Raw genomic sequence first — 21,394 nt, 5'->3', positions numbered from 1 at the left:
TCCATTGTTATTCACCCTGCTCTATGCGTTGTTGTAACAGCTGCCAGTTTTTTACCCCAGGACTGGAAGCCACTTTCTTACCTAGCCCCTGAGCACGCGCCAGCCATAGGCCAGTACCGTTGAACGAATAGATGGGCTTGAGATCCGGGCGTTGACCGGCGGGTAAAATACTGTCCTTTAAATTATCCAATACGAGGGGCATCGCCTTGGGATCGCTAAAGTAAATTAACACTATATGCGGGCTGTCTACCGTTAAGGCCCGCACGTACATTAACCTGAGTTTACTCTCATCCATCCCCATGGCCAGCAGGGTCATATATTTGAAAATAGCATAATCTTCACAGTCGCCCTTGGCGCTGGTCAAGGTTTCTATCGGGGTAGCCCAATAGTCCTCCACGTGCCAGTGCCGTAGATCGCTCATATATGCCACCCGTGAGTTCGCAAATTGATTCGCGGCCTGCAGCCGCTGCCAATCGGAACTGCCCTGGTTATCTTCTATCAAGTCCTGCCAGGCTTCGAAACGTGCAACCACTGTCTTGCCATAGGAGGCCAGTAGCGGCAGCCGAAAATCAATCCCCAGACTCTGCAGCGACAAGCAGCAAATGATCAGTCCCGCTAGCCGCAATGATCGCCGCTGCCGGCTCAGGAGTGGCTTGAGTCGATTAAGAATGGAATGCATGATGTTCGATGCAACATTCGGCGCAGAGTGTCATTTCAATGGCCCATACCAAATATAGATAGAAGCGAATAAAGAGTATAGCAATGGCCTTAGGTAAAGGTTGTGCCGAATTAGCTTGGCAAGAAGCACGCTATTTGATCCTCAAGGGCTCTGCCCTGACTTTACATCCCTTCATAGGTAAACAAGCTTAAATATGGGATGAGATAGCCCTGAAATAGCGTCAAAGCGGGCCGTAATGGTTAATTCAGTACTGTGCATTCCATGTCTGCAGTAAAAACAACCAGGCTGTTTAAAGGGAAGGATAGAATAATTCCACTCATACATAGGGTGGAATACCAAGCACTGTATCGCCACTTTTTTGACGTTGGAGATATTTATCCGGCAGGCATTTTATGACATGGATATAAGCAAATTTATGGCGTAATGCATTGATTGTGCGTGTCTTGCTGGCTGAGTTTGAATTGTGGCTAAACGGCCGGTGACAATAAACTGCCTCGATCTTGGCATGGGGTGATAGTTTTTTGAACAGCCGCTAATTGACCTAAACGGCTAAAATCGGCATTATAGCGCCTCCAAAGGAATGGAATCAGCGGAAAAGGGAAGTAGTAGCTATTATGAAGCATCCCTTTTTGTAATTCATAGCCAAATAGATGCTAACAATGCCAAAAAAAATCCATCATAAGGTGCGTAAGGCCGTTATTCCGGTCGCGGGCCTGGGCACTCGCATGTTGCCTGCCACCAAAGCCATCCCCAAAGAAATGTTACCTCTGGTCGACAAGCCACTCATTCAATATGTGGTGCAGGAAGCCGTCGCGGCGGGGATCACCGAAATAGTGCTGGTAACTCATTCCTCCAAGAACAGCATAGAAAATCATTTCGACACTAGTTATGAGTTGGAAGCCACCCTGGAAAAACGGGTCAAACGCCAGTTACTCGAAGATGTGCGCTCGATAGTCCCAAAGCATGTCACAGTGATCTCGGTGCGCCAACCCGTGGCCCTGGGCTTGGGTAATGCGGTGTTATGCGCCAGGCCAGTGGTGGGCGACAATCCATTTGCAGTGATTTTGCCCGATGTGATCATAGATCAATATCAGAGCCATCTGAAAACTGAAAACCTGGCCGCCATGATGCAGCGCTTCGACGACACAGGGGCTAATCAGATCATGGTCGAACCCGTGCCCCATGAAAGCGTCAACCAGTACGGGATAGTAGATCTCGCCGGTCACCAGCTTGTTCAGGGGGCCAGCGCAGCTATTGAAGATATGATTGAAAAACCTGAATTGGATGAGGCCCCAAGCAACTTGGCTATAACCGGGCGCTATGTGCTGTCGGCCGCCATTTGGGACTTGCTGGAATACACTCCGCCCGGTGCCGGCGACGAAATCCAGCTTACCGATGCCTTACATCAGCTGCGGCTGCTCGAACCCATGGAAGCCTACCGTGTGGTCGGTAAGTCCCACGACTGCGGCAGTAAGCTCGGCTATATGATGGCCAATATGGAATATGGCCTGCACAACGAGCTTCTGGGCAAGGCCCTGAAGCAGCATATGCTGCAATTGTTGCAGAATGATAAGGCAGAAGCCGAACTCACTGTCGTAGCCTAGTAAGCCAAGGGCTATTCCAGGGAATAACAGGCTGTTTGTCACATAGAGTGCCGGCGGGATGCTGCTGATTAACAGTTATAGGTGCAGTGTGACTCAAAGTGGAGTCGCCGCCGTGAAGAATACGAAACGCCAAAAGCACCGTAAAAACGGTAACACAAAGCCGTTAGAACAAAATTGTAAGAGCAAAGTTTAGCGCGAGTCTTAAATGGCTCGAATTTATATAAAAGTTCTTTTTAATTAAATAGTTGGGTAACACATAGGCACACTGGAAGCTGTAATTCAGGGGCGGTAGCGTGCCTGAATGTAAGTAAACTCTGATTAAGGGAATAAGATTAAAATCGCTATCGTGGGGCCATCACCGGCGGCGGGTAAGTCCTTCGTATCGGTCAACCTGGCGACCGTGCTGGCCCAGAGCGGCAAGAAGGTGTTGTTCATCGACGCCGACATGCGCAGGGACTATATGCAGAAGTATTTCAACCAGCAGTGGGACTATGGCCTGAGTGACTACCTCACCGGCTGTCTGGACTTGTCCGGGGCGATCAAGCCCACCGACATCGATGGTCTGCACATCATCACCCGCGGCATGATCTAGCCCAACCAGTCTGAGTTCTTGATGCAGCCGCGCTGGTGCAGCAAGTTAAGCAGGATTATGACCTGGTGATCATAGATACCCCGCTGCTGTTGGCGATCACAGATGTCGTCATCGTCAGCGCCTATGCGGGCACTGCTCTGCTGATCATCCGCTTCGGCCAAAACCCAGTAGGGGAGATAGAGCATACCCATAAGCGCTTCGAGCGGAATGGGATAGACGTCAGGGGCGTGGTCTTCAATGGAGTAGAGCGCAAAGCCCACAACGTCTATGGCTATTACAACTACGAATATAAGTCAGAAATTGATAAGGAAGATTAATGAGAATATTAGATTGCACACTTAGAGATGGTGGATATTACAACGATTGGGATTTCAGTGAAGTTATTGTTAATAACTACTTGAACGCAATTTCTAAATCTGGTGTTGATTATGTTGAACTTGGTTTAAGGAGCTTTCCTAAAAAAGGTTTTTTAGGCCCTTTTGCCTATACAACAGAAACATATCTTAACTCACTAGAATTGCCTGAAGGTGTTGTCTATGGCGTTATGGTTGATGCTAAAACAATTTTGGATTCACAATTTGGCATTGAAGAGACAATAGATAGATTATTTTGTTGTGCAACTAAAAGCAAAGTAGGCTTAGTAAGAATTGCTGCTCATTTCCATGAGATAGAAAAATCAGCCAATATTGCCAGAAAATTGAAGGGGCTGGGCTATCTTATTGGCTTCAATATGATGCAAGCTGGTGGTAAAACTACACAGGAATTGACGGAGAAGTCAGCTTTAGTAGAAAGCTGGGAGTGTGTTGATGCCTTATATTTTGCAGATTCTTTAGGCAATATGGATTCGAAAGAGGTTATTCGAATTACTGAAGCAATTCGTTGTGGTTGGAGTGGGGAAATAGGTATACATACTCATAACAACATGGGCAGAGCACTTGATAATTGTATGGTTGCTCTAGAATATGGAGTGGCATGGGTTGATGCAACTATTACGGGTATGGGACGAGGTGCCGGAAATGCACAAACAGAAAGCTTGCTTGCAATACTAGCGAAGACAAATAGTCATTTGGAACCGACGTCAGTTTATGAGCTTGTTATTAGATATTTTGAAAAAATGCAAAAAGAGTATGGCTGGGGTAGTAACTTATTGTACTTTTTAGGGGCTCAACATGATGTACATCCGACTTATATTCAAAATATGTTATCTAACAGCCATTTAGGTAAAGACGAGGTCGTGGGTGCGTTGAAGTATTTGTTGGAAAAAAGTAGTACTTCAAAATACGACGGTAAAGTCTTAGAAGATGCGTTAAGCCTCCGAGGAGATAAAAAGTTGCCAAGTGGGTATGATGTAACAGCGCTTTTTGCGAATAAAGAAGTGTTGTTAATTACAAATGCACCAACAGTTAAGGCACATCGAAGAGCCTTAGAGCTTTACATAGAAAAATATAAGCCTGTAGTTATTTCATTAAATATAAGTAATGTTATAAATGAGTCAGTAATAGATTATGTTTGCATTTCGCATAATTTAAAGTTTTTAGCCGAAGCTGAATGTTATAAGTCATTGACTAAACCTTTTATACTTCCAAAACATAGATTTAGTGATGAAGAGTTGGGTTTGTTTACGAATAACCCTAAGAGTATTGACTACGGCGTTGAAGTTATAACTGGCACCTTTAACTCAACTGCGACTCACTGCAGTATTCCATTTGATTTAACGACTGCATATGCTATTGCCCTTTCGTTACAAGCTAAGGCAGCTAAAATCACTCTAGCTGGCTTTGATGGTTACAATTCGACAGATATAAGGCAAAGTGAAATGGTTCAGCTTTTTAGCTTTTTAAAGGAGAAATCTAACGCCTTTGAAAAGGTCATCGCTATAACACCAACTTCATACCCTATACAGGTGAGCAGTGTTTATGCACATATTTAATAAGTATGATGTAATTATATTTGATTGTGATGGGGTGATTCTTGACTCCAATTCAATGAAGCTAAATGCTATGAGTGATGCGTTAGTTGAATCTGGTTATTTCAATGAAATTCAGGTTGAAAATTGTATTGACTCATTTAAAAAAAATTTTGGCAGAAGCCGATTTTATCATGTTGATAAATTTGTTGAGTTACTAACAATGACGGCTTCAGATAAGAAGGAAGCTGTTGATTCAATAATCAGTACTTACAGTGACAATGTGGAGCGCCTTTATATGAGCACTCCTTTGTCTAGTGGGCTTATCGCGGTATTGGATAGATTTAAAAATAAAGCAATGTATGTCGCATCGGGTTCGGAGCAAACGCAATTGAGGCGAGTGTTTCATACGCGAAATTTGTCACAATACTTTAGAGACGTATTAGGCAGTCCGATGGGTAAGGCGAAAAACATTGAAAATATATTGTATTCAGAACGTTGTTCAAATGCCATTATGATAGGCGATGCTGTTGCTGATTATGAGGCCGCTAAACATAATAATATAGACTTTATGTTTTATTCGCCTCTATCTAATGTTTTAGAAGAAATGTTAAGTTTGTCCAAAAAATTTAATTTTCCAGTAATTGATGAATTTAAGGTGTGATGATGTCACTATCATATGCAGTTGTGATACCGGCTCGATATAAATCTAGTCGTTTCCCTGGGAAGCCACTGGTTGATATTTTGGGTAAACCCATGATTCAACACGTATGGGAGAGATGCATCTCTGCGGTAGGTACTGACTTGGTATATGTAGCTACTGATGATGTCAGGATTAGAGATGTAGTGAGAGCGTTTGGTGGGCATGTTATCATGACTTCGTCTGAATGTCTTACTGGTACAGATAGAGTTGCTGAAGCGAATGAGGTTTTACAAAAGGATTTTATCATCAATGTGCAGGGAGATGAGCCTCTTATTAAACCACAGGATATTATAACTGTTGTTACAGAGTATCAAAAAAATCCTGAAATAATAGTAAATGCATTTTGTAAAATATCAGACGAAGAGAATGCTTTTTCTTTTACTCTACCTAAAGTGGTGTTTAGTGTCTCTAAACGACTACTGTATATCAGTAGAGCTGCAATACCTCTTACAAAATGTGGGAAAAACAATATTGCCTATAAACAGGTCTGTATTTATGCTTTTTCGAGAAAGCATTTAGAGTTTTTTTTGAATCAAGGCTCAAAAATGCCTTTAGAAGATCAAGAGGATATTGAAATCTTACGATTCTTAGAGAATGATATAGAAGTTAAAATGGTAGAAGTTGATAATAGTAGCTTAGCAGTTGATATCCCATCAGATTTGGATGCAGTGAGAAATAGGTTGCTGACAAGATAATGGATATCGAGAGAATAAAAGTAGCCACATTTTTTGAACTTGTTTCTAAGTTGGGTATATTTTGCATTAGTTTTGTTGTTGCAAAATTGTTTACGCCATCTGATTTTGGAGTGTGGAATTTATCTCAAAGCTATTTTTTCTTCATTATTATCGCCGTGGAATATTCATGTCATCAAAATGGAGTGAGAATCATTGTTGCGGCAAAGCAAAAAGGTGAAAGTATTGCTGATGCTTGGAAGCTTAGTGTTTGGTTTAGATTCGTTGGATTAACACTTTCGTTGTTTTTAATCACTTTTTTGAAGGTGATTAATGTCATTGATTTTCTGTTATTTATATCGTTTATTATTTACTCGATTGCTATGTTTATCAACTCTGACTATTTGTATAGGAGTGTAGGAATACCTTTGTTGGCTTCTTTGCAAAATATTTTCATTATTGCCTTGGTTTTTTTATTAGTGTTAACCGGTGGTTGGTTCTCAGAAAATATTGAAGAGTTAATTTTATTTCGGAGTTTTATTCTGCTTGTACTATGCACATCCTTTTTTGTGTATTCAAGGAGAAATATTTTTGATTTCAATCTTTTTAATGTTTTCTGTTTAGATTCGTGCACAATAAGAAAGTTTAAGAGTAATTTTAAAGTGTTTACTTATGTTTTTTTAGGGGCCTTATTTGCAAGGGCTGTGTCAATTTTAAATATATTCATATTGGATGGTAAGTTAAATAAGGAAAGCTTGGGGTTGTACTCGGCAGTTAGTTTGTTTTATTTGGGATTTATAACATTGAAGGGTGTGATAATGACGCAATTATATCCTTATTTATGTTTTAAATACGAGAGTCATAGTTACTTTGATTTCGTTAAAAGAATCACTTGCTTAGTAATTGTTTTTTGTCTTTTAGCATATCCCCCATTATTTTATTTTGGTAATGAGATTCTAAAGGTTTCTTTTGGGGAGAGCTATCTAAATCCCGATACTATTCTTGCGTATAAAATTTTGATATTAACCTGCATGTTAATGTCAGCAACATTGTTTTTTCCAAATTTTCTACATGTATCAGGTAATGCAAAACGATTTTTTATTTTGATGGTAATAACGGTATGTTTAAATGTCCTGCTTAATATTTATCTAATTGATAAGTTGGGAATTGTTGGTGCGGCAATGACTACTTTGATGTGCGAAATCTTAGTTATTTTGTATTCTATTTATTTTTTCTTTAGGTCGTTTAATCATGAAGTTTTATATAGTAGGTAGCCCTTGGCATTTGATCATTGCGGCAGCAATACATCTCCGTGCTGGGGAAAAGGGATTGTTTTTACTTGAGGAGATCTCTGATACTTCGTTAAAATCAATGATTTTTATTTGTGAACGTTTAAAACTTGATTATAAATTTATCGGTAGTATAAGTCGAGTTAGATTTCATCATCTGAAACTAAATAAAATATTTTCCTTTGTGAAGAGAGTTTATCATGAATTTGAGAGTGTGGAGGAAGGTTTTAGTGAAATATGTGCTTTATATTCACCTAATACAGTTTACTACTTTAATATAAACAGTCCTATAACTAGGAAACAATTACTTGTATCTTCTAAACTACAGCTGAAACTCGTTAGAGTTGAAGATGGAATATGTGATTACTTTGGCTTTCCATTTGTGCATTATTCCATTAGCCATAGAGTTATGAAGAGATTGTTTTCAGCACTCATCGGTTTAGATGTTTTATATAGAAATGGTTCGGATTCATTTCAAAAAAGAACGTCTGAATATTTATTGTTTTTCCCAAAAATTCGAAATTCAAATAGAATTAAAAAATCAAATTTACTTGTTTACAAAAAAAATATTGTTGAAGTTATTCAATTGTTAGCTTCGTTAAATAAAGATGTTTTAAGTATTAATCTAAATGAGTCTAGCCTGATAATTGGACAAACTTTGTTTGAGGATAATTTAACTTCACTTGACGAGGAGGTTAAGGTGTATGTCAAGGCTGCTAAAAAAATTGGAGGGCTTGTTTATTACAAGCCACACCCAAGAACGTCACCTGAAAAAATTAAGAAATTAAGCACTATTGATTCTTTTACTATTATCGATATAGCCTGTCCAGTTGAAGAGCTTTTAGTCATGTTTAAATTTAATGTGGTTGTAGGCATGTGGAGTAACACAATTTTTTATAGTGAGCCATTATTTGACACTAAATCATATTCACTTATAAACAATATTAATATTAAGGGCGGACATGTAAATAAGATCCTTAGGTTTATAAAAGAAAATATGAGCAATCATGTAACTATTTTAAATGACTTGGATGGCTAAAATGTTTTATGCTTCTGCTGTTTTTCGTTTAGATTTATTTATTTCACTATCATTTTTGGTCGCCGTCCTCCAAGCGTTATTAGGTAACTTAACGGATGTGAACGCATTTTTATTAATGCCAGTTTATCTTTCTGTCTTCATTTTCCTCTTTCATAAACAGTTGTTTTTAAGGCTTACGCCAGAAGTCTTCTTTTATATGTTCTCTATTTTACTTTTCGTGTTGGTTAGTTTGTTCTCCGTTTTCACATTGAAAGAAGAGTTCTATTATCAGATTTATTTTTATTTATGTTTTGTTTCATTATATTTAGTGTCGAGTTGCTTGTATCTCGACAGTGATAAATTCGTGGTTTTCTCTGTTGTTCTTGCTATTTTCTTTTTGATATCACTTGCCATTCATATATTTTTTTGGGAGCCTGTTGCTCTGTTGTTTTACTCCAAGGGGAATGAATTTGGTGGCCTGTTGTTGGATGGAAATTACCATCGGCTCTATTCTCTTTTGTTGAACCCACTGACAACAGCCTTTTCCAGTTTGTTTATCCTTGCCACGCTAATGATTGTTGGTATTAGGAATAAGTTTCTATACTTATTACTTTCATTGCTGTGCTTTCTTGCCTTTTCTAGAACAGCGATATTATGTTTACTCCTAATTTGGAGTGTGCATTTATTTACAAAAAAATATTATTTAACACTTGTGTTTGTCGGTATTACCTTGCTTTCGTTTATTGTTTCGAATGATCAGCTTTTTGAAATTGTGTCAAATGTATTTATGGGGACTGATAAAACAGGGTCAGCTGATGAGCATTTTCTAAATTTAGGTATTGGTTCAAATTTTATTTTTAGTTTTTCTGGTAATGGCTATGTGAGTGCTACAGATTTTGGTGGGTGGAATGTAAGATTGGAAAGCACACCATTTCAATTGGCATTCACTGGTGGTTTCTTCCCCTTTTTGTTTTCTCTCTCTGTTATCTTTTTTAGTGCTTATAATCTATATGTTGTAAAAGGATGTAGGGCTACATTAATTTTTATTTCTGTTATGCCTGTGTATTTTTTCTTTCCGCTCCATACTTTTAGTTTTGGTGTTTTTGCTTTTTGTTTGTTGTGTAATTCTTGGCGATTTACAATTGAGGGTCTGAAAAATGACTGAGTTGAATTTGTTTGGTGTTCTTTTTACTAGATCTACATTTGATGAAACTGTTAGTCTTGTCCTAGATGAGGAACAGTCTATTTGTCGTTATGTGGTAACTCCTAACGTAGACTTTGTGGTTCGGGCAAATAAAGAACCATTGTTTAAGAAAATTGTTGATAATGCTTGGATAAGAACTGCAGATGGTATGCCTATAGTTTGGTTTAGTAAATTGTTTTGTAAAGGCTCTTTAAATGGGCGCATTACGGGCGCTGATTTGTTGCCTGCTATTTGCAAGGAGAATCAATCAAAAGGTAGGAGGATAATATTTGTAGGGGGGAGGGATGGGGTTGCTAGCACTGCTAGGGACAGGCTTCTAGATACTTATCCAAAGGCTAATATAATTGACGTTTATTGTCCTCCGTTTGGGTTTGAAAAATCGGAGGGTGAAAGTCTTAAAGTTGTTGATTTTATAAATAGTACAAGTTCAGATATCGTTTTTTTTGGTGTTGGTAGCCCAAAACAAGAAGAGTTCATTTTTAAATATCGTAATAAACTTAACTGTAGTGTTGTTTTGTGTACTGGAGCCGCATTCGATTTTGTTGCAGGTACGATTACTCGTGCCCCAAAAATTTTTCAAGATTTAGGTTTTGAATGGTTATGGCGACTTTTAAGTGAGCCCAAGAGGCTATTTTATAGATATATCATTGTAGATAGTTATTTTTTTGTTTTAGTGATAAAAGAGATTTTAAAAGGAAGGTTGAAGGGATGATTTTGCCTGTAATCATGGCCGGTGGTTCCGGCACGCGTTTGTGGCCGCTTTCGCGCGGCAACTTCCCTAAGCAATTTTTATCCCTGACCTCGGATTTGACCATGTTGCAGCAGACAGTGCTGCGCCTCAAGGGCCTGCGCCAGCTGCCACCGCTGTTTATCTGCAATGAGGAACATCGTTTTATCGCCGCCGAGCAGGTGCGTCAACTGGACTTGGAAGGTGCGGCTATCTTGCTTGAACCTGTGGGACGCAATACGGCACCGGCGATTGCGCTGGCAGCTTTCAAGGCCATGCAGGATGTCGAAAACGCCGCTGGCAGCGAACCTTTGCTGTTGGTGTTGGCCGCAGATCATGTGATCCAGGATACCCAGGCATTTCATGGCGCGATTGCTAAGGCCCAGCCACTGGCCGAGGCAGGCAAGCTGGTAACCTTTGGCATAGTGCCGACCCACGCCGAGACCGGTTATGGCTATATCAAGCGGGGCAAGGCAGTCGCGAGTAGCGAGTCACGAGTAGCGAGTGAAAACAGTGGCGAGCTGCGGGGAACGGCAGAGGCGAGTGGCGAAGATCAAAGCAGTGACGAGTCGCGAGTTTCGAGTCACGGCTTCGTGGTGGCTTCCTTTGTGGAGAAACCGGATGCGGACACGGCACTGCAGTATTTGGGCTCCGGTGAGTATTACTGGAATTCAGGTATGTTCATGTTCAAACCTTCCCGTTATCTTGAGGTATTACGGGAGTTTCGTCCTGACATCTATGCTGCCTGCGAGCAGGCCATGACCCGGCAGGCGCCGGACATGGACTTCATTCGCATAAACCAACAGGCCTTTATGACCTGCCCCGAAGACTCCATCGACTATGCCGTGATGGAGCCTTTGTGCGGGGGGACTTCGGGCACGCATGCTGTGGTGGTGCCTCTGGATGCCGGCTGGAATGATGTCGGTGGCTTCAATGCCCTGTGGGAAGTGGCCGAGAAAGATGCCTTTGGTAACGCCTTTCACGGCGACGTGATTGCCACAGATACCCGTAATACCTTAGTACACAGCGGTGACAAGCTGGTGGCCGCAGTAGGTCTGGATGATCTGGTGGTGGTTAACACCAAGGATGCCGTGCTGGTGGCTCACAGGGACAGGGCGCAGGAGGTCAAGGCGATAGTCAATCGGCTTAAGACCGATAATCGTTCCGAGGTCAGCTTCCACCGTGAGGTCTATCGTCCCTGGGGTAAATATGATTCTGTGGATATGGGGCAGCGCTTTCAGGTGAAGCGGATCACAGTTAAGCCGGGGGCCAAGCTGTCGGTGCAGATGCACCACCATAGGGCCGAGCACTGGATAGTGGTATCGGGTACCGCCAAGGTCACCAATGGCGAACAGCAAATTTTGCTGTCCGAAAATCAGTCCACCTATATCCCCATAGGTGTCGTTCACGCGCTGGAAAACCCGGGTAAGATGCCGCTGGAGCTGATAGAAGTCCAATCCGGTTCATATCTGGGGGAAGATGACATAGTCAGGTTTGAGGATCGTTACGGCAGAGACTGATCTAAAACGGGCTTCAGCCAGGAAGGTTGGAACGGAGTAGATCAAAGATACAAGTAGAAAGTTGCCAGGGCATAGGGAGATGCTGATGAGTATGAGGTTTGAAGATTTAGAGGTTTGGAAACGGTCGGCGCGGCTGTCCTGTGATATTTATAAAGATTTTGCCGAATGTCGCGACTTTGGATTTAAGGATCAAATTACGCGTGCAGGTCTATCTGTACCGTCCAATATCGCCGAAGGCTATGAGCGATTTTCCAACAAAGATACGATCCGCTTCTCATATTACGCCAAAGGTTCCTGTGCTGAGTTACGTACCCAGATTTATATCGCAATGGAAATTGAGCTGCTTACAAAAGAATCCGGCAAGCAGCGGCTTAATGAAACGGTAGACATTTCCAGGATGCTCCAAGGTTTGATCCAGTCACTGCGTCATACCAGCTAGCAAGCTTCTATCTTTCTACTTTCTACTTTCTACTTTCTACTTGTATCGCCAGTGATATTGACTGACAAACAATGAAATCAAATTGGATAATTACAAATGAAAAATGTATCGCCCGAAACCCGATACTCGCAACCCGCAACTGTTTTCCCTCCTATCACTATTTCCGCTTTTAAGGCATACGATATCCGTGGAAGACTGGGCGATGAACTGAACCAAGATATTGCCTATCGCATTGGGCGGGCATTTGGCGATCTCAGGCAACCCAAGAAAGTCGTGTTGGGGGGAGATGTTCGCGCCACGTCCGAGGAGTTGAAGCTGGCGTTGGCCTCCGGCTTGATGGATGCCGGCGTTGAGGTGATCGATTTAGGCATGACAGGCACGGAAGAAGTGTACTTTGCCACCTTTCACCTTGGTGTGGACGGTGGTATCGAAGTTACCGCCAGTCATAATCCCATCGACTATAACGGCATGAAGTTAGTACAGGCTGGCGCCAAACCCATTAGCGGGGATACTGGCTTGTTCGATATCCGGCACCTCGCCGAAAGCGGAGAGTTCAAGCCTCTGGGCAGCCGCGGTAGTCTGACACGGTTATCCGTGTTGCCCGCCTACGTCGAGCATCTGTTGGGCTATATCGATCCCGCCAAGTTCAAACCGCTCAAGATAGTAGCCAACTCGGGGAATGGTGCAGCAGGGCATGTAGTAGATGCGCTGGAACAGGCCTTTAATGACTCGAATATACCGATCGAATTCGTGCGGCTACATCATGAACCTGACGCAACTTTCCCCAATGGCATACCCAACCCCTTGTTGCCGGAAAATCGTGCCGATACCGCCGGGGCCGTCAGAGCACATCAGGCCGATTTTGGTATCGCCTGGGACGGTGACTTCGACCGTTGTTTTTTATTCGATGAAACCGGTGAATTCATCGAGGGCTACTACATAGTGGGCCTCCTGGCTGAGGCATTTTTGCAGAAACATAAGGGGGCGAAAATCATCCACGATCCGCGCCTGACATGGAATACCATCGCCTTGGTCGAGGGCGCTGGTGGGCAGGCTATTCAGTCCAAGACAGGCCATGCCTTTATCAAGGAGCGTATGCGGTTGGAGGATGCCGTCTATGGCGGCGAGATGAGCGCACACCATTATTTCCGTGACTTTGCCTACTGTGACAGTGGCATGATCCCTTGGCTGCTGGTGGCCGAGCTGATGTGTGTCAAAGGCCAGAGGCTATCCCAGCTGGTCAAGGCCCGCATTGCTGCCTTTCCCTCATCAGGTGAAATGAACTTTACCCTCGAAGAGCCGCAGGCAGCCATAGCGCGTGTGCTGGCTATGTACGCTAAAGATGCGCTAGTGGTCGATAAAACCGATGGCATTAGCGTCGAATTTGCCGATTGGCGCTTCAATTTGCGTAGTTCTAACACCGAGCCTGTCGTGCGCCTCAATGTCGAGAGCCGTGGCGATATGATTATGATGCAGCTCCAGACGCGCCGACTGGCCGCCTTGCTGCAAGGGAGCGAAACTTAGGGTTAGGCACTCGCTCAGTGTCGATTTTGTCATGAGAGTCGCTGGCACCTTCGATGTGGTAACTGGCAAGGTCAAACGTGCGCCCCTGTGGATGCAAAACGCCGGCCTGGAATGGCTTTCCGGCTGATGCAGGAGCCGGGCCGCATCTGGAAACGCTATCTGGTCACCAATACCAAGTTCGCTTGGTTGTTGCTGAAAGAAAAGTGTGCATCTCGATAAGATGCACTTTTGCAATAAGCCGTGAGTCGCAGCTTCATCTGCTCCGCTTATTTTCAGTTTATCTTTTGAGAAATGACGTCATGTGGCTGACCTATTCAGTACCTGTATCCCGGCGCAGTTTAAGCGCTAACCCATGGTCACTGCCAATATAGAAGCTTGTGTATGATGCACCCAGTAGATTGCCGATCCTTATTCTGCTATTTGGAGTGGGCTCTAAGGTTGCTCCTTTAGATTGATGTCTTTTTAGACAATTCTGCTGGCGTTTCTTCCTATGCTTTGCCTTAAGCTTGTCAGTTGGACTTGTGAGCAAAGTTGTCTTGTGCCATGAGCTTCGCGATCGAGTCATTTTGTTGACAAAGCGTGCTATAAGGCTATTTTATTGACGATTTTAGGCGGGTGCCACTTTTTTGTTGCTGTGAAAACAGGTATCATTCCGCACTATAAATTTGGGTATGGTTCAAGGATTATGAACGTCACCAGGGAGGAACCGTAATATGACAGGGCCGTCAAATTTCAAGTTTGAAAATAATAGTTTTTCTTTCCTATACCGCTTCATCGATGTGCTGATCCTCGGGATGGCGTTAGCCATCATGTTGATGCTTTATGGTGTCGAGTTCGATCGCAGCTATCTGTTGTTACTGGCGGTAGAGCTGTTTTTGTTCACCTACCTGGCTGAGTCTGCACAACTCTACAAATCATGGCGTATTGGGCGTTTCTCGCGAATGATTTGGTCTCTGTCCGGCATTCTCTTGCTGTCATTCTTTTTGATCGTGGCCGCGCTATTCATACTCAAAGAAGGCGAGACCTATTCCCGGGTCGTGATACTGGGATGGTTTCTTTGTGCCTGGTTCATTCTGGTTGCCTGGCGAGTCACGGCTAAAGCCATTAAAACCTATCGACGCAAGCATGGCTTGAGCATGCAGAAGGTGGCCATCATAGGCTTGACCCACTCGAGCATGGAACTGCATCGTCAGATCGAGAAAAATATCGAATTGGGGTTCGACTGTGTTGGTTTCTTCGATGATCGTGACGCAGAGCGCTTGAAAGAGTTTGACCCGCAACTTATTGCCGGTTCCATTGAGGATGCCGTCGCCTTGGCTCGCCGCGGTGAAGTGGCCAAGTTATATCTGTGTTTACCCATATGGGCCGAGAAGCGGATCGCCACTATTATACAGGCGCTCGGTGATACTACCGTAGACGTGCTACTGATCCCGGATTTTATGCTTAAAAACCTGATGCATGCGCGTATTGGCAGCGTGGGTGAGATAGATACTATCAGCGTATTCGAGTCGCCGCTTAATGGTATGAAAGACTTTTATAAACGCAGCTTCGATATCCTATTCAGTGTTTGCGTCTTGCTCGCCATTGCCCCCTTGTTGGTTATTATTGCCCTTGGGATTAAATTGACGTCGCGGGGCCCGGTACTATTTCATCAGGATCGCTATGGGCTGGATGGAAAGCGGATTGGTGTATATAAATTTCGCTCCATGACTGTGGCTGAAAATGGTGATAAAGTGACTCAGGCGACGAGGGGGGACAGGCGTATTACGCCATTCGGTGCTTTTTTGCGTCGCACTTCGTTGGATGAACTACCCCAATTTTTTAATGTGTTGATGGGCGACATGTCGGTCGTCGGTCCCCGTCCCCATGCCGTGGCGCATAATGAAGAATACCGCCAGCTGGTGAATTATTACATGTTGCGGCATAAGGTGCGTCCCGGCATTACCGGCTGGGCTCAGGTGAATGGCTGGCGTGGCGAAACCGATACGTTGGAAAAGATGGAAAAAAGAATCGAATATGATTTAGCCTATATTCGCAACTGGTCGTTGTGGTTGGATATAAAAATCGTCTATATGACGTTTTTTACAGGTTTTACCAATAAAAATGCGTATTAACTGGGTAACTAAAGTATGAATCAAGGAATTAAAAAATGAACCAAGGAATTAAATTATGTATCCTGGCCCTGAGCAGCAGTTGCACTCTGCTTGCCGGTCAAGTTGCCGCGCAGGATGGACAGCAAGGGGCTATCACTACCGCATCAGGCATAGATCTGATCCCAGGATTGAATTCCAAGTTAAAACACGATGACAACATTGCCAGCAGCAGTGCCAACGAAGAAGAGAGTTGGGTACTCGAGGTCATGCCGGCATTGAGAGCACAACTACTGCGCGGTGCTGACCAGTACAGCCTGGATGTTGCCGTGGCTGCGGGCCGCTACTTCAGCAGCAGTGACGATGACTATGTCGATTTCCGCCTGGGTGGGGATGCCGCCGTCGAATTGAATCAGAGCAACAGGTTCAACCTTAATGCTTTATGGTTGAAAGGCCATGAAGACAGGGGTACCGGGGTATCCGAGGGCGCGGGTAATGCGCAGGATGAACCCAACAAGTTCACCAGTTATGATCTGGGTGGCTATTACGAATACGGTGCCATGACGACTCCGGCGCGCATCAGATTGAATGCCAACTTACACGATAAAGACTATACCAACTTCGAGGCTGTGACCCGCTACAAAGATTATGCCTCTTACACCTTGGGTACAGCCTTCTATTATGACACTCGGGCCAACACCAGCCTGGTTGCCGAAGTCAGCCAGGAAAACATCAGCTACGATGAAATCGACCCAAGCGGCGATCGCGACAACATCAGTCGTGACTATAAGTTGGGTGTCGACTGGCAGGCTACCGCCGCCACCGCGGGTAGTTTCCGTATCGGTTACCAACAGAAAGACTTCGATAACCAAGCCCGTGAAGACTTTGGCGGTTTAGCCTGGTTGCTCAGTGTCACATGGCAACCCCTGACGTACTCGACGCTGCAGCTGAATTCGGGTCGTAAGGCGAAAGATCCCAGCACAGATGGCGATTATATTCGTGAGACCAGTTATGGCGTCAACTGGACCCATGAGTGGTCACCCATCTGGTCAACAGATGCAGGTTTCAGCCGGATGAAAGAAGCTTATACCGGCATAGATCGTGATGATACCCTCGATAGTTTCAACCTTTCTGTGACCTACGCCGCAGCACGTTGGTTGACCATGAAAGCCGGTGTCGATATCTCCGACAAGAGTTCCACGGTTGAAAACATCAAGTTTGACAAGAATGTGTTCTACCTTAGCGCAAACATGACACTCTAGGAATTGACATGCGATTTGTAGTACTGATGCTGATCCTGTGCCTGGGATGCGTTAACGCCCAGGCGGCTGATAACAGCTATAAACTGGGACCGGGCGATGAAATCGTGATCAAGGTCTATGGTGAGGAGGGGCTGGAGCTGGATACCCAGCTGACCGACAGTGGCACGGTAAATTACCCGTTTCTGGGGACTTTGCAACTGCGGGGCTTGACCATCAAGGATGTGGAGCAGCTGGTATATAACGGCCTCAAGGGCGATTATCTGGTTGAGCCCAATGTGTATGTGGGCATAGTCCAATACCGGCCCTTCTATATCCATGGCGAGGTGAAAAAACCCGGTGGTTATCCTTACCAGCCGGGGATGACAGTCAACCAGGCGATAGCCTTGGCCGGCGGCCTCACCGAGCGAGCCTCCCAGGATAAGATTTATATCTCCCGGGAAGGCGCCAAGACACAGAGTGAAAACGGTTCCATCAACAGCAAGATAAGCGCCGGTGACACCATTATCATAGAGCAGAGATTTTTTTAATGATGCCATCAGCAGCAGAACCCAAAGCAATATCGCAAACCGAAGTGATCGACCTGGGCAAGATGCTTCAGGTCGTTAACAGGGTCAAGTGGCGTATCGTCACCTTGGCCACTTTAGTGACTGTGCTGAGTGCCTTCGTGGTGCTCAGCATGGAGCCTATTTATAAATCGACCTCGACCCTATTGATCGAAGCTCATGAGGCGAGGGCGATTAAGATTGATGAAGTCTATGGCATCAACTCGGGGCAGAGCGAGTATTATCTGACCCAATTCGAGATTTTGAAATCCCGCTCCATCGCCGAGCGGGTATTTACCCAGTTGGATCTCGCCAGGCATCCGGATTTCATCGCCAAACCATCTCTTATCGATGACATCAGGGCCTCGCTCAGTTTTCTGCCGAAAGAAAACGCGACCCGTTCCGCCGAGGAACTCGAGGCCATCAGGCTGCAACAGCAGTTGGATGCCTTCATCGAGAAGATCAGCATAGCGCCGGTGCGCAAGACCCAGCTGGTGCGGATCAGCTTTGAAACCCCGGATGCCAAGCTGGCCGCCGCCGTGGCCAATGCCTTGGGCGATGCTTATATCAACAGCCAGTTGGAAGCCAAGATGGGTATCACCCAGAGAGCCAATAGCTGGCTGGGTGGCCGCCTTGGGGAGCTGCGTGAGCGTCTGGACGCCTCAGAGCTGCGCCTGGAAGCGTTTCGTCAGCAACATGGCCTGGTGGATGTGGAGGGGGTGACCTCACTCGATGCCAAGGAGCTTGAACGCCTGAGTGATGAAATTACCGTGGCCCGCTCCAGCCTGGCCCAGGCCGAAAGCTTCATGAAGGTGGTGCGTAAATACGGCGCCACTGACATAGGGCGTCTGGAGAGCCTCCCCGAGGTGACCTCGCATCTGTCGATACAGAACGTCAAGAAAGAAGTGGTTCTGGTCGAGCGCAAGGTATCCGAGCTGCGTAAGGTCTATGGCCCCAAACATCCCAAGATGATTGCCGCCGAGGCCGAACTGAGTGCGGTGCAACAGAGTCTGCATGCTCAAATAGCTCGTCTGGTTCAGGGCATAGAGGATGAAGCGCAAACGGCGAAGCAGAATCTGCAGGCGCTGCAGCAGCAATTCAACCAATCCAAGGGCGCGTTTCAACAGCTGAGTTCGGTTGAGACGGATTACCGCCGCATGCTGCGCGAAGTCGAAACCAACCGCCAGTTATTCCAAAGCTTCCTGTCGCGTCAGAAGGAAACCGAGGTCACGGGGGACTTCGACTCGCCGGTTGCCCGTTTCACCGACAGGGCAGTGGTTCCCACCGAGCCTGTGAAACCGAAAAAAGCGCTGATAGTCTTGCTGACTTTCGTCGCCAGCCTGGGGCTGGGCATAATGCTGGCCTTGATGCTGGATGCGTTTAACGACACCATCAAGACCACCCAGGACGTGGAGCTGCTGTTGGCACAACGCGCCCTGGGTTACTTGCCTAAGGCCGCGAAGCGCAGCAACAGCGAACAGCGGGACTTCGCCTTCTTCGACTCGGAGCAGAAGCTGCATTCGGAGGCGGTGCGCTCGATTCGTACTTCCTTGTCGCTGATGGCGATCGATAAGCGTCTCAAGTTCATCGAAGTGACCTCATCCTATCCGGGCGAAGGTAAAACCTCTGTGTCCATGAACCTGGCGTTCGCCTTCTCGTCACTGGAGCGGGTGTTGGTAATAGATGCCGATATGCGCAAACCCACCATGGGGATGCGCTTCGGTCAGCCGAGCTATCAGGCGGGCTTGGCCAATTTCCTGTCCGGCACAGACGCGCTTGGCGACTGCATTGTCAAGGAGGTTCGTCCGAACGTGGATCTCATGCCCGCAGGTGCCATTCCCCTCAACCCCTTGGAGTTGTTGGTGTCGCCGCGTTTTGCCGAGTTGCTGACACAGCTCAATGAGCAGTATGACAAAATCATCATAGACACGCCGCCGGTACAGGCGGTGAGCGATGCGTTGGTACTGGTTGGCCATGCCGATGCCGTGGTGATGGTGGTGAAGGCGGATCATACCCGTAGCGGTGCCGTTAAACAGACGCTGGGACAATTGAACCAGGCGCATGCCAAGGTGTATGGCGTGGTGTTGAACCAGTTCAACCCCAAGAATGCCAGCAGCTATTATGGCCAGTATGGCTATTATCAGGCCTATGAGTCGAACGAGGCAGTGTCTTGATCGATTTGCATTGTCATATTCTGCCGGGACTCGATGACGGCGCCAGAGAAATGGATGATGCCATTGCTCTGGTGCGTCTCGCCGCCGAGCAGGGCATTAGCCGCATGGTTGCCACGCCCCATATCCAGATTGGTCGCTTCGATAACAATCTGGCGACTATCCAGGCGGCCTTAAGCTCCCTGAATGAGGCGATAGCCCCCCTGGATCTTGGGGTGGATATACGGGCCGGAGCCGAATTTCGTATCTGCCCGGAAGTCATGATGCTGGCCGAGCGCAATGAATTGCCTTTCATAGGTGAATATCAGGGGGCCAAGGTGTTGTTGCTCGAGCTGCCTCACAGCCAAGTGCCTGCGGGTAGCGATAGGCTGGTCGATTGGCTGATCCGCAACAATATCTTGCCCATGATTGCCCACCCGGAACGGAATCGCGAGCTGCAGGCTTTTCCCGACAGGATAAGACCTTTTGTCCGCAGTGGTTGTTTGTTTCAGCTCACTGCGGCCTCGCTCGTTGGTGACTTCGGTGACGTTGCCATGGCGCTGAGTGAGCGTTGGCTCGGTGAACAACTGTTCACCGTCATTGCATCCGATGCCCATTCCGAAAAGCGTCGTCCCCCAAAATTAGCCCAGGCATTTGCCAGGGCCAAAGAGTTGATTGGTGAAACCCGGGCGCTGGAGCTGGTACAGCAGCGTCCTTGTGCTATCTCCCAGTCCTTGTTTATTTAATCCATGCGCCATTTCCTGTCCCGAAAACTGCTCCCCTGTCTGCTGCTCTTAGCTCTCTTGGCTAGCTTGCCTTTGCTGTTTCAGACCGGCTTGGCCAATGCCTATCACTTTAAGTCTCGTCACTATATAGACCTCTGGAACCTTGAGGCTAAGCTGACGCCGCCAGAGTTCGAGGATGCCTTGTCGGCCGCCCAGCGGGCCAATGAATTAGATCCCGGCAACCCCCATTATCAGCTAACCTTGGCCAAGGTGATGGAGTGGGGAGCGTTCGCCGGTATTTATCAAATAGATACCTCATTATCGACCAGCCTGTACCGGCAGGCGATTGCCCGTCGCCCCAACTGGCCCAATGCTTACGCAGATTATGCTTATCACTTGGCCTTCTTCCGGCAGGATCTTGCCGCCGCTTGGCCCCAATTGCTCTTGGGGCTGGATTATGGTCCCTTTACCCCGGAAGTGCTGCGGCAGGTGTTGGTGGTGGGCTTCAATTTTTGGCCCGAACTCAGTGCCGGCCAAAAGTTGTTGGTATTGCAAAGTGCCCATAAGTTAGTGCTTGCCAACGGCAGGCATTACCAATTGGTGAACAAATTGGCCAGGCAGTATCGGCGAAGCGGTGCGCTCTGCAGTTATTTGAAAAATCTGTCTGACCCCTTACCGGCTGCGAAGCTCACTCAGTTGAATCGTGACGTATGCCGAGCCTAACGCCCCGATAAGGGTGAGTCCCAGTG

19 protein-coding genes and 1 pseudogene are annotated in these 21,394 nt (G+C 46.0%); 19 read left to right on the top strand and 1 reads right to left on the bottom strand.

The genetic code is table 11. From position 1 onward, the window contains the following. Positions 1–7 precede the first annotated feature (7 nt). Positions 8–679, bottom strand: coding sequence for a transglutaminase-like cysteine peptidase (locus tag LZP73_RS12360; RefSeq protein WP_234235332.1), 672 nt, complete (start codon positions 677–679; stop codon positions 8–10). Positions 680–1,338: 659 nt separating this feature from the next. Between LZP73_RS12360 and galU the strand changes: the two genes are divergently transcribed. The 19 genes and pseudogenes from galU to LZP73_RS12265 all read left to right on the top strand — a co-directional run bounded on the left by galU (position 1,339) and on the right by LZP73_RS12265 (position 21,368). Continuing rightward, positions 1,339–2,283, top strand: a complete 945-nt coding sequence (gene galU / locus LZP73_RS12355) for a UTP--glucose-1-phosphate uridylyltransferase GalU (RefSeq protein WP_234235331.1) — start codon at positions 1,339–1,341, stop codon at positions 2,281–2,283. A gap of 337 nt (positions 2,284–2,620) precedes the next feature. After that, positions 2,621–3,192 (top strand): annotated as a pseudogene (locus LZP73_RS12350) (tyrosine-protein kinase family protein); the annotation flags it as partial. Next, positions 3,192–4,805 (top strand): aldolase catalytic domain-containing protein, encoded by a 1,614-nt coding sequence (locus LZP73_RS12345; RefSeq protein ID WP_234235330.1) that lies wholly within the window; start codon positions 3,192–3,194, stop codon positions 4,803–4,805. The pseudogene LZP73_RS12350 and the gene LZP73_RS12345, both read left to right, overlap by 1 nt. Further along, positions 4,792–5,445 (top strand): HAD family hydrolase, encoded by a 654-nt coding sequence (locus LZP73_RS12340; protein WP_267960173.1) that lies wholly within the window; start codon positions 4,792–4,794, stop codon positions 5,443–5,445. Before LZP73_RS12345 ends, LZP73_RS12340 begins: the two co-directional genes overlap by 14 nt. Continuing rightward, complete coding sequence (gene kdsB, locus LZP73_RS12335) at positions 5,445–6,179, top strand: 3-deoxy-manno-octulosonate cytidylyltransferase (RefSeq protein ID WP_326490348.1); 735 nt, start codon at positions 5,445–5,447, stop codon at positions 6,177–6,179. Before LZP73_RS12340 ends, kdsB begins: the two co-directional genes overlap by 1 nt. After that, a complete protein-coding gene (locus LZP73_RS12330; protein ID WP_234235328.1) occupies positions 6,179–7,429 on the top strand; it encodes a polysaccharide biosynthesis C-terminal domain-containing protein in 1,251 nt (416 codons plus the stop codon). Before kdsB ends, LZP73_RS12330 begins: the two co-directional genes overlap by 1 nt. Continuing rightward, positions 7,407–8,483, top strand: coding sequence for an alpha-2,8-polysialyltransferase family protein (locus LZP73_RS12325; RefSeq protein WP_234235327.1), 1,077 nt, complete (start codon positions 7,407–7,409; stop codon positions 8,481–8,483). Before LZP73_RS12330 ends, LZP73_RS12325 begins: the two co-directional genes overlap by 23 nt. Then, positions 8,476–9,627 (top strand): hypothetical protein, encoded by a 1,152-nt coding sequence (locus LZP73_RS12320; protein ID WP_234235326.1) that lies wholly within the window; start codon positions 8,476–8,478, stop codon positions 9,625–9,627. Before LZP73_RS12325 ends, LZP73_RS12320 begins: the two co-directional genes overlap by 8 nt. Beyond that, positions 9,620–10,378, top strand: coding sequence for a WecB/TagA/CpsF family glycosyltransferase (locus LZP73_RS12315; RefSeq protein WP_234235325.1), 759 nt, complete (start codon positions 9,620–9,622; stop codon positions 10,376–10,378). Before LZP73_RS12320 ends, LZP73_RS12315 begins: the two co-directional genes overlap by 8 nt. Further along, entirely contained in the window at positions 10,375–11,913 is a 1,539-nt protein-coding gene (locus LZP73_RS12310; protein ID WP_234235324.1) for a mannose-1-phosphate guanylyltransferase/mannose-6-phosphate isomerase, read from the top strand. The genes LZP73_RS12315 and LZP73_RS12310 overlap by 4 nt, the downstream gene beginning before the upstream one ends. An 85-nt stretch (positions 11,914–11,998) precedes the next feature. Next, positions 11,999–12,352 carry a four helix bundle protein gene (locus LZP73_RS12305; RefSeq protein WP_326490347.1) on the top strand — a complete coding sequence of 118 codons (354 nt, stop codon included), beginning with the start codon at positions 11,999–12,001 and terminating at the stop codon, positions 12,350–12,352. Between the two features lie 153 nt (positions 12,353–12,505). Beyond that, the gene (locus LZP73_RS12300) at positions 12,506–13,876 is read left to right on the top strand and encodes a phosphomannomutase CpsG (protein ID WP_234235495.1); all 1,371 of its coding nucleotides are present in this window, start codon (positions 12,506–12,508) and stop codon (positions 13,874–13,876) included. Positions 13,877–13,907: 31 nt separating this feature from the next. Next, on the top strand, positions 13,908–14,003 hold the full coding sequence (locus LZP73_RS21540; protein ID WP_442800742.1) for a WecB/TagA/CpsF family glycosyltransferase: 96 nt from the start codon (positions 13,908–13,910) through the stop codon (positions 14,001–14,003). 586 nt (positions 14,004–14,589) lie between these two features. Then, entirely contained in the window at positions 14,590–15,990 is a 1,401-nt protein-coding gene (locus tag LZP73_RS12290; RefSeq protein WP_234235323.1) for an undecaprenyl-phosphate glucose phosphotransferase, read from the top strand. 35 nt (positions 15,991–16,025) lie between these two features. After that, positions 16,026–17,228 carry an outer membrane beta-barrel protein gene (locus tag LZP73_RS12285; protein WP_234235322.1) on the top strand — a complete coding sequence of 401 codons (1,203 nt, stop codon included), beginning with the start codon at positions 16,026–16,028 and terminating at the stop codon, positions 17,226–17,228. An 8-nt stretch (positions 17,229–17,236) separates the two neighbouring features. Continuing rightward, positions 17,237–17,755 (top strand): polysaccharide biosynthesis/export family protein, encoded by a 519-nt coding sequence (locus LZP73_RS12280; protein WP_169564078.1) that lies wholly within the window; start codon positions 17,237–17,239, stop codon positions 17,753–17,755. After that, positions 17,755–19,944, top strand: a complete 2,190-nt coding sequence (locus LZP73_RS12275) for a GumC family protein (protein WP_234235321.1) — start codon at positions 17,755–17,757, stop codon at positions 19,942–19,944. The genes LZP73_RS12280 and LZP73_RS12275 overlap by 1 nt, the downstream gene beginning before the upstream one ends. After that, positions 19,941–20,666, top strand: a complete 726-nt coding sequence (locus LZP73_RS12270) for a tyrosine-protein phosphatase (protein WP_234235320.1) — start codon at positions 19,941–19,943, stop codon at positions 20,664–20,666. Before LZP73_RS12275 ends, LZP73_RS12270 begins: the two co-directional genes overlap by 4 nt. Before the next feature lie 72 nt (positions 20,667–20,738). Further along, complete coding sequence (locus LZP73_RS12265) at positions 20,739–21,368, top strand: hypothetical protein (RefSeq protein ID WP_234235319.1); 630 nt, start codon at positions 20,739–20,741, stop codon at positions 21,366–21,368. Positions 21,369–21,394 lie beyond the last annotated feature (26 nt).

The sequence above is a fragment of the Shewanella sp. AS16 genome (assembly GCF_021412365.1).
GTDB classification, from domain to species: domain Bacteria; phylum Pseudomonadota; class Gammaproteobacteria; order Enterobacterales; family Shewanellaceae; genus Shewanella; species Shewanella salipaludis.
This window is presented reverse-complemented; position numbering and strand designations above follow the sequence as displayed.

Coding starts and splice junctions, on each gene's coding strand:
- LZP73_RS12360 (WP_234235332.1), bottom strand. CDS start 679: ATGCATTCCATTCTTAATCGACTCAAGCCACTCCTGAGCCGGCAGCGG.
- galU (WP_234235331.1), top strand. CDS start 1,339: ATGCCAAAAAAAATCCATCATAAGGTGCGTAAGGCCGTTATTCCGGTC.
- LZP73_RS12345 (WP_234235330.1), top strand. CDS start 3,192: ATGAGAATATTAGATTGCACACTTAGAGATGGTGGATATTACAACGAT.
- LZP73_RS12340 (WP_267960173.1), top strand. CDS start 4,792: ATGCACATATTTAATAAGTATGATGTAATTATATTTGATTGTGATGGG.
- kdsB (WP_326490348.1), top strand. CDS start 5,445: ATGATGTCACTATCATATGCAGTTGTGATACCGGCTCGATATAAATCT.
- LZP73_RS12330 (WP_234235328.1), top strand. CDS start 6,179: ATGGATATCGAGAGAATAAAAGTAGCCACATTTTTTGAACTTGTTTCT.
- LZP73_RS12325 (WP_234235327.1), top strand. CDS start 7,407: ATGAAGTTTTATATAGTAGGTAGCCCTTGGCATTTGATCATTGCGGCA.
- LZP73_RS12320 (WP_234235326.1), top strand. CDS start 8,476: ATGGCTAAAATGTTTTATGCTTCTGCTGTTTTTCGTTTAGATTTATTT.
- LZP73_RS12315 (WP_234235325.1), top strand. CDS start 9,620: ATGACTGAGTTGAATTTGTTTGGTGTTCTTTTTACTAGATCTACATTT.
- LZP73_RS12310 (WP_234235324.1), top strand. CDS start 10,375: ATGATTTTGCCTGTAATCATGGCCGGTGGTTCCGGCACGCGTTTGTGG.
- LZP73_RS12305 (WP_326490347.1), top strand. CDS start 11,999: ATGAGTATGAGGTTTGAAGATTTAGAGGTTTGGAAACGGTCGGCGCGG.
- LZP73_RS21540 (WP_442800742.1), top strand. CDS start 13,908: ATGAGAGTCGCTGGCACCTTCGATGTGGTAACTGGCAAGGTCAAACGT.
- LZP73_RS12290 (WP_234235323.1), top strand. CDS start 14,590: ATGACAGGGCCGTCAAATTTCAAGTTTGAAAATAATAGTTTTTCTTTC.
- LZP73_RS12285 (WP_234235322.1), top strand. CDS start 16,026: ATGAACCAAGGAATTAAATTATGTATCCTGGCCCTGAGCAGCAGTTGC.
- LZP73_RS12280 (WP_169564078.1), top strand. CDS start 17,237: ATGCGATTTGTAGTACTGATGCTGATCCTGTGCCTGGGATGCGTTAAC.
- LZP73_RS12275 (WP_234235321.1), top strand. CDS start 17,755: ATGATGCCATCAGCAGCAGAACCCAAAGCAATATCGCAAACCGAAGTG.